17 protein-coding genes are annotated in these 14,050 nt (G+C 47.5%); 11 read left to right on the top strand and 6 right to left on the bottom strand.

Features of this window, described 5'->3' with window-relative positions; genetic code table 11:
• Positions 1-6: 6 nt before the first annotated feature.
• Positions 7-273, top strand: a complete 267-nt coding sequence (locus CWI82_RS02095) for a BolA family protein (RefSeq protein WP_325049910.1) — start codon at positions 7-9, stop codon at positions 271-273.
• 15 nt (positions 274-288) lie between these two features.
• Positions 289-1,545 carry a UDP-N-acetylglucosamine 1-carboxyvinyltransferase gene (murA, locus tag CWI82_RS02100; protein ID WP_130202504.1) on the top strand — a complete coding sequence of 419 codons (1,257 nt, stop codon included), beginning with the start codon at positions 289-291 and terminating at the stop codon, positions 1,543-1,545.
• A 16-nt stretch (positions 1,546-1,561) separates the two neighbouring features.
• On the opposite strand, the gene CWI82_RS02105 is transcribed toward murA, so the two are convergent.
• The 3 genes from CWI82_RS02105 to CWI82_RS02115 all read right to left on the bottom strand — a co-directional run bounded on the left by CWI82_RS02105 (position 1,562) and on the right by CWI82_RS02115 (position 4,743).
• Positions 1,562-2,611: a trypsin-like peptidase domain-containing protein gene (locus CWI82_RS02105; protein WP_092856606.1), complete on the bottom strand. Its 1,050-nt coding sequence runs from the start codon at positions 2,609-2,611 to the stop codon at positions 1,562-1,564.
• A gap of 122 nt (positions 2,612-2,733) precedes the next feature.
• Positions 2,734-4,080: a DegQ family serine endoprotease gene (locus tag CWI82_RS02110; RefSeq protein ID WP_130202505.1), complete on the bottom strand. Its 1,347-nt coding sequence runs from the start codon at positions 4,078-4,080 to the stop codon at positions 2,734-2,736.
• A 246-nt stretch (positions 4,081-4,326) separates the two neighbouring features.
• Positions 4,327-4,743 carry a YhcB family protein gene (locus CWI82_RS02115; protein WP_130202506.1) on the bottom strand — a complete coding sequence of 139 codons (417 nt, stop codon included), beginning with the start codon at positions 4,741-4,743 and terminating at the stop codon, positions 4,327-4,329.
• A gap of 76 nt (positions 4,744-4,819) precedes the next feature.
• Here CWI82_RS02115 and zapE point away from each other — a divergent pair, with 76 nt between their 5' ends.
• The 9 genes from zapE to CWI82_RS02160 all read left to right on the top strand — a co-directional run bounded on the left by zapE (position 4,820) and on the right by CWI82_RS02160 (position 12,527).
• A complete protein-coding gene (gene zapE, locus CWI82_RS02120) occupies positions 4,820-5,941 on the top strand; it encodes a cell division protein ZapE (protein ID WP_130202507.1) in 1,122 nt (373 codons plus the stop codon).
• The gene (locus tag CWI82_RS02125) at positions 5,938-7,491 is read left to right on the top strand and encodes a Na/Pi cotransporter family protein (RefSeq protein WP_092856591.1); all 1,554 of its coding nucleotides are present in this window, start codon (positions 5,938-5,940) and stop codon (positions 7,489-7,491) included. The genes zapE and CWI82_RS02125 overlap by 4 nt, the downstream gene beginning before the upstream one ends.
• A gap of 279 nt (positions 7,492-7,770) precedes the next feature.
• On the top strand, positions 7,771-8,199 hold the full coding sequence (gene rplM, locus CWI82_RS02130) for a 50S ribosomal protein L13 (protein ID WP_092856588.1): 429 nt from the start codon (positions 7,771-7,773) through the stop codon (positions 8,197-8,199).
• Positions 8,200-8,216: 17 nt separating this feature from the next.
• On the top strand, positions 8,217-8,609 hold the full coding sequence (gene rpsI, locus CWI82_RS02135) for a 30S ribosomal protein S9 (protein ID WP_092856585.1): 393 nt from the start codon (positions 8,217-8,219) through the stop codon (positions 8,607-8,609).
• Positions 8,610-8,814: 205 nt separating this feature from the next.
• Positions 8,815-9,405 (top strand): ubiquinol-cytochrome c reductase iron-sulfur subunit, encoded by a 591-nt coding sequence (gene petA / locus CWI82_RS02140; protein ID WP_092856582.1) that lies wholly within the window; start codon positions 8,815-8,817, stop codon positions 9,403-9,405.
• On the top strand, positions 9,405-10,667 hold the full coding sequence (locus CWI82_RS02145) for a cytochrome b (RefSeq protein ID WP_130202508.1): 1,263 nt from the start codon (positions 9,405-9,407) through the stop codon (positions 10,665-10,667). Before petA ends, CWI82_RS02145 begins: the two co-directional genes overlap by 1 nt.
• A complete protein-coding gene (locus CWI82_RS02150; protein ID WP_092856576.1) occupies positions 10,667-11,413 on the top strand; it encodes a cytochrome c1 in 747 nt (248 codons plus the stop codon). The genes CWI82_RS02145 and CWI82_RS02150 overlap by 1 nt, the downstream gene beginning before the upstream one ends.
• A 17-nt stretch (positions 11,414-11,430) precedes the next feature.
• Positions 11,431-12,060 carry a stringent starvation protein SspA gene (sspA, locus tag CWI82_RS02155; protein ID WP_130202509.1) on the top strand — a complete coding sequence of 210 codons (630 nt, stop codon included), beginning with the start codon at positions 11,431-11,433 and terminating at the stop codon, positions 12,058-12,060.
• An 11-nt stretch (positions 12,061-12,071) separates the two neighbouring features.
• Positions 12,072-12,527 (top strand): ClpXP protease specificity-enhancing factor, encoded by a 456-nt coding sequence (locus tag CWI82_RS02160; RefSeq protein WP_199286250.1) that lies wholly within the window; start codon positions 12,072-12,074, stop codon positions 12,525-12,527.
• 14 nt (positions 12,528-12,541) lie between these two features.
• Here CWI82_RS02160 and dolP read toward each other — a convergent pair whose 3' ends face one another.
• Genes dolP through CWI82_RS02175 form a run of 3 tightly spaced genes read right to left on the bottom strand, consistent with a single transcriptional unit; the run spans position 12,542 to position 14,046 of the window.
• Positions 12,542-13,117: a division/outer membrane stress-associated lipid-binding lipoprotein gene (dolP, locus tag CWI82_RS02165; protein WP_130202511.1), complete on the bottom strand. Its 576-nt coding sequence runs from the start codon at positions 13,115-13,117 to the stop codon at positions 12,542-12,544.
• Positions 13,117-13,686: an SIS domain-containing protein gene (locus tag CWI82_RS02170; RefSeq protein ID WP_092856564.1), complete on the bottom strand. Its 570-nt coding sequence runs from the start codon at positions 13,684-13,686 to the stop codon at positions 13,117-13,119. The genes dolP and CWI82_RS02170 overlap by 1 nt, the downstream gene beginning before the upstream one ends.
• A gap of 9 nt (positions 13,687-13,695) precedes the next feature.
• On the bottom strand, positions 13,696-14,046 hold the full coding sequence (locus CWI82_RS02175; protein ID WP_130202512.1) for a YraN family protein: 351 nt from the start codon (positions 14,044-14,046) through the stop codon (positions 13,696-13,698).
• Positions 14,047-14,050: the final 4 nt, after the last annotated feature.

Raw genomic sequence — 14,050 nt, forward strand, 5'->3', positions numbered from 1 at the left:
GATTAAATGAATATGATGACAGCAGAATCAATTCAACAGCGATTGTTGGATGAGCTCGATGTAACTGAAGTTTTGGTAAAGCTTGACGGCAGCCATGCGAATATTACCGTGGTTGGTGAAATGTTTGCCGAACTCTCGCGGGTTAAAAAGCAACAAGTTGTTTATGCACCGCTCAAAGAATTAATCGCTAGCGGCGAATTGCACGCTGTATCAATTCGTACCTATACCCCGACCGAATGGCAACGCGAGAAAAAGCTCGCGATGCTCAGTTAAGCGGCAGAGTAAACGATGCAAAAACTAGTTATCCGCGGCGGTACTCCTCTGCACGGCGAAGTGGTTATTTCTGGTGCCAAGAATTCGGCACTGCCGATACTCATGGCGGCGTTATTACCATCTGAAGATGTGCAATTAGACAATGTACCGGCATTACAAGATGTGCGTACCAGTTTGAAGCTATTAGGTGAGCTTGGTGTTGCGAGCGAAACGTTGGGACCCAATAGTTATCTGATTAAGCCACAAGGTATTAATCATCATGTCGCGAGTTACGACTTGGTGAAAACAATGCGGGCATCGATTTTGGTATTAGGCCCATTACTGGCTAAATTCGGCCAAGCGCAAGTGTCATTGCCTGGTGGCTGCGCCATTGGCGCACGCCCGGTGAATCTGCATATCGAAGGTTTACGCCAAATGGGTGCAGACATCACCGTAGAAAATGGCTACATCAATGCAAAAGTTGACGGCCGTTTGAAAGGTGCGACCATTTTGATGGATATGGTTAGCGTTACCGGTACCGAAAATTTGATGGCGGCAGCGACTCTTGCTGAAGGAGTCACTGTCATTGAGAACGCTGCGCGCGAACCTGAAGTTGAAGATTTAGCGAACTTTTTGAACAGTATGGGCGCCGATGTGCGTGACGCTGGTACGGATACCATCACCATTTATGGTAAAGAAAAACTTCATGGTGGCAGCTATCGCGTGCAACCGGATCGAATTGAAACGGGTACGTTTTTGGTCGCGGCTTTGGCGACAGGCGGTGATGTCACATGCCGTAATACCGATCCAACCATGTTAGATGCGGTATTGAAAAAGCTAACTGAAGCCGGTGCAACCATTACCAAAGGCGAAGACTGGATCCGTATTCAAGCAACTGAACGTCCGCGACCAGTCAATATCGTGACGGCGCCTCACCCTGCATTTCCAACCGACATGCAGGCTCAGTTTTGCGCGCTAAACGCTATTGCTGATGGAGCCGGTTGGGTTCGTGAAACCATCTTTGAAAATCGCTTTATGCATGTACCGGAACTGCGTCGTATGGGTGCGAACATTGAGTTGGAAGGCAACACCGCAATTTCGAAAGGTGTGAAACAGCTTACTGGTGCTCAGGTGATGTGTACCGATTTGCGCGCTTCAGCATCGCTGGTTATTGCTGGACTTGTTGCTCAAGGCGAAACGGTTGTAGAGCGGATTTATCACATTGATCGCGGCTATGAAACCATTGAGAAAAAGCTTTCCGCGCTTGGAGCCGATATTAAACGCGTGAATTGATCTCACGCGTTTCTTCTTACTGCAGTTTAGTAATCGTCACTGCCGTTGTTTCTTCTTTATTGTCTCGTAAAAACTGAACCTGCAAAGTGGTGCCAGGTTTGGTGTTAGCAACCAGTGCTAAGCCCTCTGCTGCCGACTGCATCGGCTGACCATTAATTTCCGTAATATAATCTTCGGCGCGCAAGCCTGCTCGCTCTGCTGGGCTGTTTGGGTCGACGCCAGTGATGAAAATTCCGGGCTGTGTATAGGGACTGGATTGCGGCGTTTCACCTGCTTGTACACCCAAATAACCGCGTACAACTTCACCTTCTCGAATCAGCGTGTCCATCACTGAACGTGCCAGCGGGTAGGGAACGGCAAAGTAAATCCCATCAATGCCTTGGCCGCGGGCGTCACGAAATTGCGCATTGTTAATTCCCACCAAATAACCTTGGCTATTAATAAGGGCACCACCGGAGGCGCCTTCATTAATCACTGCGTCCATTTGAATCAGATCTGCGTGAGAGTTAATGACCCCCATACGTCCACCGGTCGCACTGATAATACCTTGTGTAATGGTTTGACCTAAGTTGTGAGGGTTGCCAATGGCAAGAACTACGTCGCCAACTTGGGTTGTCAGCGTTTCATTTTGAGGAATCGTTGGTAAGTTATCCGCCTCAATACGTACCACCGCTAAATCGGTTATCCGATCATAACCAATCACTTGACCGCTATAATTACGGCCATCCTGCAATGCGACCTGTATTTCATTCACATCGGCAACAACATGATACGCGGTGAGTATGTGACCGCGGTTATCCATGATAACACCAGAGCCTAAGCGCACTAGCGTGTTCGGTCGGCGCGAGTAATACGAATCACGCGTTGAACCGATACTGTAGATGTTTACCACTGCTGGCGCAGCGCGCTGAACCGCTGTGGAGAAGCTAAATGGTTGCTCTGATTGCTGTGAATCACCAGTGAACTGTTCACGCAGGTGAGGTAGGGCATAAATCACGATAGCTGCGACTGCGAGGCCAAGAATGACTGATCGAACAATATACCAAGCGAATTGCCGTAGCTGCATAGCGACTTGTAACCTATTGATTAAGAATACTGCAAAGCATAACACTGTTTACAAAAGAAGGCAGTATCTCAACTGCCTTCGTTTTGTCATACGTTACTTTTGAACATTCGCAGCGTAGCTAACTAGCCGCCACGTAACACAAGGTATAATTGCGAGTTTCCGCGACGAATATTCAGAGCGACCACGCTTCCGGCGTTGCTTAATGCTTCACGTAACTCACTCATGCTATTCACAGGGCTGCGATTCACACCGATAATGGCGTCGTCTTTGCGAATACCATAGCGCTCCGCTAATGAACCTTCTTCAATTTCGGTAACCTTGAGGCCGCCGCGTTCGTCCGGAACCAAGGTAATACCATCAAGTGCAGGATGCAGAGCAGCCGCCGTTACTGCCTGTTCGTCAGCAGTTAACACCACATCGAAATCACGCTCTTTACCGTCACGTAAAACCGTAATACTCAGTTCTTTGCCGGCACCGATTGTGCTAACACGCGCACCTAAATCAGCAAAGGTTCGAATTTTTTCACCATTCACAGCAACGATAACATCGCCTGATTTCAAACCCGCTTTATCGGCCGCTCCTTCCGGAATGACTTCGGCGATAAAAGCGCCTTGGTTCGCCTTCAGTTCGAGCGCTTTGGCAATTTCATGAGTCAAATCATTACCACGAACACCAAGCACACCACGACGCACTTCACCAAACTCAACCAACTGCGCAACAAGATTCTTCATCATGTCAGCTGGGATGGCAAAACCGATACCGATGTTACCACCGTTTGGTCCCAAAATAGCCGTGTTGATACCAATCAACTCGCCTTTTAACGTCACCAATGCGCCGCCAGAGTTACCACTATTAATTGCCGCGTCGGTTTGAATGAAGTTTTCAATCTCTTCAATACCCAAGCCACTGCGCCCCAACGCACTGACAATACCAGAGGTCACGGTTTGGCCAAGACCAAACGGATTACCGATAGCGACAACGAAATCGCCCACACGTAAATCAGCTGAACTACCAATTTTAATTTCAGTGAGGTTCTCGCCGTCTTTTATTTTAAGCAGTGCAATGTCCGAGCGATCATCGGTACCAATAACCGTGGCATCAAATTGGCGTCCGTCTTTCAAGGTCACCATGATCTCAGACGCGCCGTCAATTACGTGATTATTTGTGACCACGTAACCCTCATCAGCATCGATAATGACGCCAGAACCTAATCCTTGGAATGGACGTTCTTGTACTTGCTCACGAGGGCCACCTGGACCAAAGAAAAAGCGAAACATATCTGGAATGCGCTGGCGCACCTCACGCTTACCTTTTACTGAGATATTCACCACCGCAGGGGTGACTTCCTCAAGCATAGGGGCCAGCGTAGGCGTTTCATTTTTGTCACCAAAAAAAGGAATGCCGGCTGAAACAGGTGCAATAATTAACGCACTTGCCAATGCCAGAACCGCAATGAACTTCACTTTCATCAGAGTTAACTCCTATACATGCAAATTCTGCTAGAAGATGTCGCTAGCAGGGCTCGAAATAATTTCAGGTAGATGCAGTTAAAGACTGACTCAGATTAAATAAGTTCACCGTGGATGTGTTTCAAGATGTAAAACAGAAAATAAAGGCGATATTAGCTATTCGATATTAGATATTAGAGAGAACAGAAATACCCGATTCATCAGTCCTAATATCTAATATCGAATAGCTAATATCATTTTTGGGGGTTATTTGAATAGGCCGGATTTGGTGTCGCTGTAATCACGCGGCATATCACTTGGCGCCTTATCATCCGAGCGGCGTTTTTCGCCCTTTACCTTGTTTGCCATTCGCAATTCGCGAATAGTATCTTCCGCAAAAAATGGCAAACTTGGCTGCTCTTGCTCACGCTGTAATAAGTCCGCGCTGTGATGTAAATACGCTTTTAGCTTGTCTTGAGTTTCTTCGAGTTGACCTACCAGAGCTTGAGCAGTTGCAAGGTGCTCGGCAACTTCTTGACGATAATCGGCAAGCTGTTGTTTGGTTTGGGTAACTTGTTGGTTTAACTCGGCTTCATCCGAATGCTCTGCGAGCCAGTAACGCGCCACAAAAAAACCAACGATTGCGCCTGCTATGACGAGTAAAATTCCAACAATCCAGCTCATAAAAACTCCTTAAAAATGCATTTCGCATGATAAACTACTGTCTACTAGCATAATCTAGAACAGGGTCGAAGTGGTAGTGACAACGAACAAGCTTACGCCATTATTAAAATATGAGCAGGATTTAGCGACTGGCAATTTCCAGCCGGACGCCGCGCAACGTCGAGCTGTAGAGGAATTGCAGCGGCTTTATGACGAACTGGTCTTATTTCATCAAGCTGAAGCTAAGTCGAGCTTATTGAGTCGCTTGAAGAAGACTTTCGGTGGTGGTCAGCCCACGCCAAAGGGGATTTACTTTTGGGGTGGCGTTGGTCGCGGTAAAACTTATTTGGTTGATACATTCTTCGAAACCTTACCGTTTGAGCGCAAGCTTCGCGTTCACTTTCACCGCTTTATGCATCGTGTGCATAACGAACTGAAGGAGCTAAAAGGGCGTAGCGATCCTCTACCAATTATTGCAGACAAGCTTGCCAGCGAAGCGCGAGTGGTCTGTTTTGATGAGTTTTTTGTGCAAGATATAACCGATGCCATGATTCTCGGCACGTTAATGCAAGAGCTCTTCAAGCGCAACGTGGTGTTAGTTGCAACTTCCAATATCGTCCCTGACGAGCTGTATCGTAACGGTCTGCAGCGGCAGCGTTTTATTCCTGCAATTGAACTAATCAAACAGCATTGCCAAGTGATCAACGTTGATAGTGGTATCGACTATCGTTTACGCACGCTAACTCGTGCTGAAATATACCATGCTCCAGCTGATGCTGGCGCCGATGAAAATTTACAGCGTTATTTTACCGAGTTGGCGCCGGACCATTGTAACCGCGACGAACGCGGTTACATTGTGGTGAATAATCGCAATATTCCGGTACGGATGGAGTGCGACGATGTGGTGTTATTTTCGTTTGACGCCATTTGTGGTGGTCCTCGTTCACAGAACGACTATATTGAAATAGCGCAGTGTTACCACGCGGTACTGATTAGCGAAGTGCCACAAATGGGCGCCCAAAACGATGATGCGGCACGGCGCTTTATTGCATTAGTGGATGAATTTTATGAGCGTCGCGTCAAATTGATCATGTCTGGTGCAGCGCCATTGGACGAGCTGTATACGCAAGGCAAGTTGAATTTCGAATTTAAACGCTGTGTAAGTCGCTTACTTGAAATGCAAAGCCACGAATATTTAGGACTGGCCCATAAACCATGACGTTGACTGATTGGACTTTAGCATTGGGTGGACTTGGCCTGCTACTCCTTGGTATGCAGCTGCTAACCGACGGGCTTAAAGCTGCCGCCGGCACCCATTTGCAAAGCTTTTTAGAGCGTTCGACACAGACACGGTTGCGCGCAGCATTTGCCGGGTTTACCGTCACGGCGCTGGTGCAGGCTTCTGGCGCAGTAGTTGTCGCTTTGCTCGGCTTTACTAATGCTGGGATGCTCAAGCTCAAACAAGCTGCTTGGGTTGTTTTCGGCAGTAATGTCGGCACCACCATGACAGCCTGGATTGTGGCGTTAATTGGTTTGAAGTTTAATGTTGGCATGATTGCATGGCCACTTATTGGCCTCGGAATGCTATTGCAATTGGTGCGTCGCTCTTCTCCATCAGGCAGTGTCGGGTTAGCTATCGCTGGATTTGGTGTTCTTTTCGTCGGCTTAGACACTTTACGAGATGCTTTCGAGCAACTTGTCACTATCATGCCGGTAGAGCAGTTTTCTGTGAGTGGGCCATTAAGCATATTATTAGCCGTTTTTGCTGGTGTGTTGCTGACAGCCTTGATGCAATCCTCGTCAGCGGCACTAGCAATTGTCTTAACGGCCTCAGTCAGCGGCGCATTTACACCTTTAGCCGGTGCAGCGGTTGTCATTGGCGCCAATATTGGAACCACACTGACCGCACTACTTGCGAGTATTGGTGCGACTGCTCACGCCAAGCGCTTGTCGGCAGTTCATGTGTTGATGAACGCTGTCACCGCTGTTGTGGCATTGATATTGCTCGTGCCAATGTGGTGGGTTGCTGAAATCCTTTCAGGGGGCGAGCAGGTCACCAATATTAGTACCGGCCTCGCTATCTTTCATACATTATTCAATGTGCTCGGCTTAGTTCTTATGTGGTTTCTTGATGAGCGTATTTTCCGGCGAGTTGAGAGCTGGTACCGGTTACCGCCATTACGTTCTGGTGAACCACGTTTTCTCGATAAAACCGTTTTAGAAGTTCCTTCAATGGGCCTGAACGCAATACAGCAGGAGCTCAACCGCGTATTGCGTCAATATGTTATACGTCTGCGCATGCTCCTCAAAGATGAAGGCGCTTTAAAGGAAACCGAGGAAGATATCGCAACCGGTGAATTGTTAGCTCATATTCAAACCTATCTGACCAAGCTAAGCGCCAAACAACTGCATGGCGATGAAGCATTGCTGCTTGCCGAACTGCATACCAGCCATGCTCGCTTGCGCGATCTACGTGATATTGTCGAAAAACTACGTGCCGCAACACCGACACAAATTGACGCCAGTTTGAACCACCAACTCCGCGAACAGTTACTCGAGTTACTTAACGGCGCCGACATGAAAGATCGTCCCGAAGCAAACTGGGCTTCTCTTGTGAGCTCGATACGCGCGACGCGCAACTTGCTCCGTCACACATGGTTAAATCGCATCGCAGCAAACGAGTTAGAACCAACGGAAGGGGCGGCGTTGATGCAGTTGGCAAGTATGTGGGAACGCAGCGCCGAAATCATCACCGCTCTCAAAACCTAAAAGCAAATACGATATTAGCTCTTAGATATTGGATATTTGAAAAGGACAAATACCCGCTATTCCCTGATATCCAATAGCTAATATCGTCGTCGATGTTTTAATATCTAATATCCAATATCTAATATCGTCGTTGATCTTTTAAGCGCTTTTCCCTATAATCCGCGCAGCCCACGTTACAGGTACAACTAACCGAATTTGTGGCTCAACCACAACGGTTGTTGTGGTTCGCGGGGAAGCCCGGAACTACTGTCGTGAACCTTAAAGAAAGAGTAATTCTCAATGAGTACATTTGTTGCAAAACCAGAAACAGTACAACGTGACTGGTATGTTATTGACGCTGAAGGTAAAACTTTAGGTCGTTTGGCAACTGAAGTTGCCCGTCGTTTGCGCGGTAAGCACAAGCCTGAGTACACTCCTCACGTTGACACTGGTGATTACATCATCATCGTTAACGCTGAAAAAGTTGCTGTAACTGGCCGCAAAGCGCAAAACAAAATCTACTATTCACACACGGGTTACCCAGGTGGTATCAAAGAAATCAACTTCGAGAAGTTGATTGCTAAGAAGCCTGAAATGGTAATTCAGAAAGCGGTGAAAGGTATGTTACCTCGTGGTCCACTAGGTCGTGCCATGTTCCGTAAACTGAAAGTGTACGCTGGTGCAGAGCACAATCATGTCGCTCAGCAACCAAAACAACTTGAAATTTAAGACGGAGCATGAAGACTATGGCACAGAATCAATACTACGGTACTGGTCGTCGCAAAAGCTCAACTGCACGCGTTTTCTTGCGTCCAGGTAGCGGCAACATCAGCATCAATAACCGCACTTTAGAAGAATACTTCGGTCGTGAAACCGCTCGTATGGTTGTTCGTCAACCGCTTGAGTTGGTAGACATGGTTGAAAAATTCGACTTATACATCACTGTGAAAGGTGGTGGTGCAAGTGGTCAAGCAGGCGCAGTGCGTCACGGTATCACCCGTGCACTGATGCAATATGACGAAGCTTTACGTGGTGACTTACGTCGCGCGGGTTATGTAACTCGTGACGCGCGTCAAGTTGAGCGTAAGAAAGTCGGCTTGCATAAAGCACGTAAGCGTCCACAGTTCTCGAAGCGTTAATTCTTCGAAATCTCGACTGCATCAAAAACCCGGCCTTTGTGCCGGGTTTTTTGTCTTTATCCTTGTAAAAATCAGGGCATTTCTTTATCATCTGAAGGCATTTTTTTGCCGTTCGCCTAAAATCACTTGGGTGAACCTATCGCAGCAGCTAATTACTGACTTCGCGGCGATGTCTCGCGAAGCGTCCAAACTGGAGAGTAAGTGGATGAGCAATGCGCCTGTAGATAAAGGCCGCCGTCGTTTCCTGACCGTCGCGACATCTGTCGTCGGTGCAGCGGGCGCGGTTGGTGTTGCCGTTCCTTTCATTGCGTCGTGGAACCCGAGCGAAAAAGCTAAAAACGCGGGTGCCCCAGTGGAAGTGAACATTGGAAAAGCCGAGCCGGGTCAATTGATTCGTGTTGAATGGCGTGGTCAACCGGTTTGGGTGGTACGTCGTACCCCTGAAATGTTGGCATCGCTTGAAGCCGTGAGTGACCAACTTCGCGACCCTAATTCTGAAGAACCTCAGCAGCCTGAATATGCGAAGAATATTCACCGCTCGCGCAAAGAAGAATTCTTTGTCGCTGTCGGTATCTGTACACACTTGGGATGTTCACCACAGTTCCTTGATACAGGAATGGGTGAATATGTAGAGGGCGCTGAGACTGGTTTCTTCTGTCCGTGTCACGGTTCTATCTTTGATATCGCTGGTCGAGTGTTCCAAGGCGTTCCTGCCCCTTATAATTTGGTGGTTCCGCCTCATTACTACATCAACGATAACACCATTTTGGTGGGTGAAGATGGGGAGCAAGCCTAATGAATAAACTCATTGCATGGTTTGACGAACGTATTCCGATGACCAAAACGTGGAATATCCACTTAGCTCAATATCCAGCTCCAAAAAACTTTAACTTCTGGTACATCTTTGGTGTGCTAGCAACGTTAGTTTTGGTCAACCAAATCTTGACTGGTATCTGGCTAACCATGAACTACGTACCTTCAGCTGAGGGCGCTTTCGCATCAGTTGAATTTATCATGCGTGATATCGAGTACGGCTGGTTGCTTCGCTATATGCACTCAACCGGTGCGTCCGCATTTTTCGTGGTGGTCTACTTGCACATGTTCCGTGGCATGATGTACGGCTCGTATCAGAAGCCGCGCGAACTGCTGTGGGTGTTCGGTATGCTGATCTTCCTCGTGTTAATGGCTGAAGCCTTCATGGGCTACCTATTACCATGGGGTCAAATGTCATACTGGGGTGCGCAGGTAATTATCTCGTTGTTTGGTGCGATTCCAATCATCGGTGATGATTTAACGCTTTGGATTCGTGGTGACTACGTTATCTCGGGTGCGACACTGAACCGCTTCTTTGCACTGCATGTCATTGCATTGCCATTAGTACTGGTTATTTTGGTGTTCTTACACATCATCGCGCTACACGAAGTCGGCTCGAACAACCCTGAGGGTGTTTCAATCAAGAAACCGAAGGGCTCAGTGCCAGATTCAGAGAAGCCGAAGTTTACCTTCCATGAGCGCTTCACTAAGAAGTATGACATTGTTGATGCCTTCCCATTCTTCCCGTATTACATCGTGAAAGACTTAGTGGGCGTAGCAATCTTCTTGTTCTTCTTCTGTTACGTTATCTTCTTTGCTCCGGCAATGGGCGGCTTGTTCCTTGAGCCACCAAACTTTGAAGCGGCGAATCCGTTGAAGACACCAGCACATATTGCACCGGTATGGTACTTCACACCGTTCTACGCAATTTTGCGTGCGGTACCTGACAAGTTACTGGGCGTTATTTTGATGTTCGGTGCCATTGTCGCACTATTTGTACTGCCTTGGTTGGATCGCGGTAAAGTGCGCTCTGTTCGCTATCGTAGTGCGTTGCACAAAGTAAACCTGACTGTATTTGCAATTAGCTTTATTGCACTCGGTTATCTGGGTCTGAAGCCAGCGACAGAGGTTTACACCATGTTCGCTCGTATCTTCACCTTCTTGTACTTCGCCTTCTTCGTTTTACTGTGGTTCTACAGTAAGAATGAAAACACGAAGCCAGTTCCAGAGAGGATTACTAAGTGATGAAACAGTTAATCAAAAATACTCTGCTGGTAGCAGCATCACTGTGGTCAGTTGCAAGTTTTGCAGCTGACCCAACAGTACCACTGGACAAAGCAAACGTTGATTTACATGACAAAGCGTCGTTGCAACGTGGTGCACAATTGTTCATGAACTACTGCTTGGGTTGTCACTCAATGCAGTATCAACGCTACAACCGTACTTTCCGTGATTTAGAAATCCCAGAAGAGTTAGGCGTTGAAAACCTTCAGTTTACGGGTGAAAAAGTCGGTGATCTCATTACCAACGCCATGGCCACTGAAGATGCTGGCAACTGGTTTGGTACTGCAGCGCCAGATTTGACGTTAGTAGCGCGAGTTCGTGGTGCGGACTGGATTTACACCTATTTACGTTCTTTCTATGTTGACGAATCACGTCCATTTGGCGTAAACAATGCTGTGTTCCCGAACGTGGGTATGCCGCACGTATTAGAAGAGCTACAAGGTATTCCGCGCAAAACCACCGAACAGCGAATGATTGACGGTGAAATGCAAGATGTATACGTAGGCATTAAAACCGACGGCAGCGGTATGCTGACAGATGCTGAGTACGATCAAGCCGCACTCGACCTAACTAGCTTCTTGGTTTACACCGGTGAACCAATGATGTTGGAACAGCGTCGTATCGGTTGGTATGTGTTCGGTTTCTTACTAGTCTTTTTAGTATTCGCGGTACTGCTGAAACGTGAATTCTTTAAGGATGTGAAATAAGTTTTATGGAGAACAACATGTCGGTTGCGGCAAACAAACGGTCAGTGATGACCTTATATTCGGGCGTAAATGACTTACGCAGCCATCAAACACGTATCGTGCTTGCTGAAAAGGGTGTGGGCGTTGAGATTACTTTTGTGGAGCCAGATAATCTCCCAGAAGATCTCATGCAACTCAACCCATATGCGGATGCATTGCCAACGTTGGTGGATCGTGAGTTAGTGCTATATAACGCTCATATCATCATGGAATACCTTGATGAACGTTTCCCGCATCCGCCATTGATGCCGGTTTATCCGGTTGCACGTGGTACTAGCCGTTTGATGATGTATCGCATCGACCGTGATTGGTATGCGCTTGCGGATAAAATTTTGGCAGGTGGTAAAGGCGCAGATGCAGCACGTCAAGAACTGCGTGAAGGTATTCTTGCGCTAGCACCATTGTTCGCTGATTCACCATTCTTCATGAGCGAAGAGTTCAGCCTAGTCGATTGCTATTTGGCACCGTTGCTGTGGCGTTTGCCGCTATATGGTATCCAATTAGAAGGTACTGGTGCGAAGGAAGTAAAAGCCTACATGGTTCGCGTATTTGAGCGTGAGTCATTCCAAGAGTCGCTTACCGATGTTGAGAGAGATCTAGGTCGGTGAGTGATGAGGCGATGACACCACGTCGCCCGTACCTAGTGCGGGCGATGTATGAATGGATTCTGGATAATCAGCTAACCCCTCATTTAGCGGTAGATGCTGATTATCCTGGTTGTCAGGTGCCGTGGCAGTTTGTCCAAGATGGGCAAATTATTTTGAATATTTCCCCTACCGCAGTCACTAACTTCATTGCTGACAACGATGCGGTTCAATTCAATGCCCGATTCTCAGGCGACCCGCACCGAGTTATTGTCCCAATGGGGGCAATTTTAGCAATGTACGCACGTGAAAATGGCGCCGGGAGCATGTTTGAACCGGAACCTTTTTATGACAATCCTGCTGCCGTAGCGCCGGTTTCTCCAAAGCCAGTTGAATCCGGTAGTAAGTCTGAAGAGCAAAGTGCTAAGCCACAGAAAAAAGAAAGCCAGAAGAAAAAATCTTCCGGCTCACATTTGCGCGTCGTTAAATAAGAGTCTAATTGCCTTTATTCAAAGGCATCAATGACGCGAGTCACACCGTTAATGTTACGCGCAATATCAATTGCCTGACGCGCGATATCACGCTCAACCAACCCCATCAATGCCACTTCACCGTTTTCGGTTACGACTTTAATATCACTGGTTTTGATATTTTCATTTGCGATAAACTTCGCTTTGATTTTACTCGTGATATAAGTGTCTTTGCTGATCTGACCGAGAGAAATTACAGGGGCGACTTTCAGCTCATTGTGAACGCGGTCGACACCTTGCGTATTGCGCACGATGTGGCTTGCTAAGTCGCGCAAAGAACTATTTGTCACTTGACCTAGTAACAATACTGAACGGTTGAAAGACACGACCTGTACCCGTGAATCGTCGAGGCGATCATCGCCCTTCAGTGCGGTGATAACTCGCACTTCAATGGTTTGGTCATCAATTTGAGTCCCAATACTGCGGGTGTCCGTGGCAGCTGAAATGCCAACTGCGGTAGCTCCGACGAGTGCCGCGGCACAACCACTTAAGCTCACAACTAATGCGGTGATTAATACCGCTACAGGCAAAAACTTCCGACGTTCGGTCATTAATCTGTCTCCTGAGGGAAAATTCGTTGTTCTGCGACACTGCACAGCATATTTGAAATTTGTAACAGGTGCTCACTTGCACGTGCGGCATTGCTGGTTGGAATACGAATTTCAACGTCATCAGGACCGAGCAAGCCGGCAATATCTACATCGCTATTTTGCGTGAGTGCAATAATCAGCATATTGCGACTGAGTGCCGCTTCCATCGCACGGCTAACACGCGGAGCACGCTCCGCGGCGTTAAATACAATAAGTACATCGTTCGGCTGGCCTACCGCTTGTATCTGTTGTGCAAACATCCGATTGTATTCAAGCGCACCGTAGTCGGCGTGCAATGATGTTACCGGAAACGGCGGGCGCTCGAAACTCAAGCCAGTCAGCATAATATGCGCAAAATGGCGTGACGTTGCATGGGCAAGACCTTCACCACAGCAATAGACTTTACGTCCATTCAGGAGTGATTCGACTAATAGGTTGCACGCTAACTCAATGGGCTCTTGCAACATGTCAGCCGCAGCAATTTGAGTTTGAATACATTCAGTAAATAAGGTTTTTATAGGATCCTGCATATCACCTCGTTAAAACGCATCTTGCAACCACTGCGCTTGCTCATAGTCCATGACAATGGCGACCACATCAAAGCGCATGCGCGTGACGTGCTCATTCAAATTTTGTTGTATAAGAAAGAGTTGAGCACAACGTCTGATTCTTTGACACTGCGCAGCGGTAATCTGTTCCACGACACTGGCAAATTGCTCGTTACTGCGACTTTTCACTTCAACGAATACCCAAGTATCCGCTTCTCGCATGATCAAATCAATTTCGCCCATATCGCAAGTATAGTTACTTTCGACATGCTCTAAACCGTGACGCTCAAGTAATCCACGGGCAAGATCTTCCCCGTCCTTACCCATATCTTTGCGTGACATTCCT

It is taken from the genome of Pseudidiomarina tainanensis (assembly GCF_004214835.1).
Classification (GTDB): Bacteria; Pseudomonadota; Gammaproteobacteria; order Enterobacterales; family Alteromonadaceae; genus Pseudidiomarina; species Pseudidiomarina tainanensis.

Coding starts and splice junctions, on each gene's coding strand:
- CWI82_RS02175 (WP_130202512.1), bottom strand. CDS start 14,046: ATGTCACGCAAAGATATGGGTAAGGACGGGGAAGATCTTGCCCGTGGA.
- CWI82_RS02145 (WP_130202508.1), top strand. CDS start 9,405: ATGAATAAACTCATTGCATGGTTTGACGAACGTATTCCGATGACCAAA.
- sspA (WP_130202509.1), top strand. CDS start 11,431: ATGTCGGTTGCGGCAAACAAACGGTCAGTGATGACCTTATATTCGGGC.
- CWI82_RS02170 (WP_092856564.1), bottom strand. CDS start 13,686: ATGCAGGATCCTATAAAAACCTTATTTACTGAATGTATTCAAACTCAA.
- rpsI (WP_092856585.1), top strand. CDS start 8,217: ATGGCACAGAATCAATACTACGGTACTGGTCGTCGCAAAAGCTCAACT.
- petA (WP_092856582.1), top strand. CDS start 8,815: ATGAGCAATGCGCCTGTAGATAAAGGCCGCCGTCGTTTCCTGACCGTC.
- murA (WP_130202504.1), top strand. CDS start 289: ATGCAAAAACTAGTTATCCGCGGCGGTACTCCTCTGCACGGCGAAGTG.
- CWI82_RS02105 (WP_092856606.1), bottom strand. CDS start 2,611: ATGCAGCTACGGCAATTCGCTTGGTATATTGTTCGATCAGTCATTCTT.
- rplM (WP_092856588.1), top strand. CDS start 7,771: ATGAGTACATTTGTTGCAAAACCAGAAACAGTACAACGTGACTGGTAT.
- dolP (WP_130202511.1), bottom strand. CDS start 13,117: ATGACCGAACGTCGGAAGTTTTTGCCTGTAGCGGTATTAATCACCGCA.
- CWI82_RS02095 (WP_325049910.1), top strand. CDS start 7: ATGAATATGATGACAGCAGAATCAATTCAACAGCGATTGTTGGATGAG.
- CWI82_RS02110 (WP_130202505.1), bottom strand. CDS start 4,080: ATGAAAGTGAAGTTCATTGCGGTTCTGGCATTGGCAAGTGCGTTAATT.
- CWI82_RS02115 (WP_130202506.1), bottom strand. CDS start 4,743: ATGAGCTGGATTGTTGGAATTTTACTCGTCATAGCAGGCGCAATCGTT.
- CWI82_RS02150 (WP_092856576.1), top strand. CDS start 10,667: ATGAAACAGTTAATCAAAAATACTCTGCTGGTAGCAGCATCACTGTGG.
- CWI82_RS02125 (WP_092856591.1), top strand. CDS start 5,938: ATGACGTTGACTGATTGGACTTTAGCATTGGGTGGACTTGGCCTGCTA.
- CWI82_RS02160 (WP_199286250.1), top strand. CDS start 12,072: ATGACACCACGTCGCCCGTACCTAGTGCGGGCGATGTATGAATGGATT.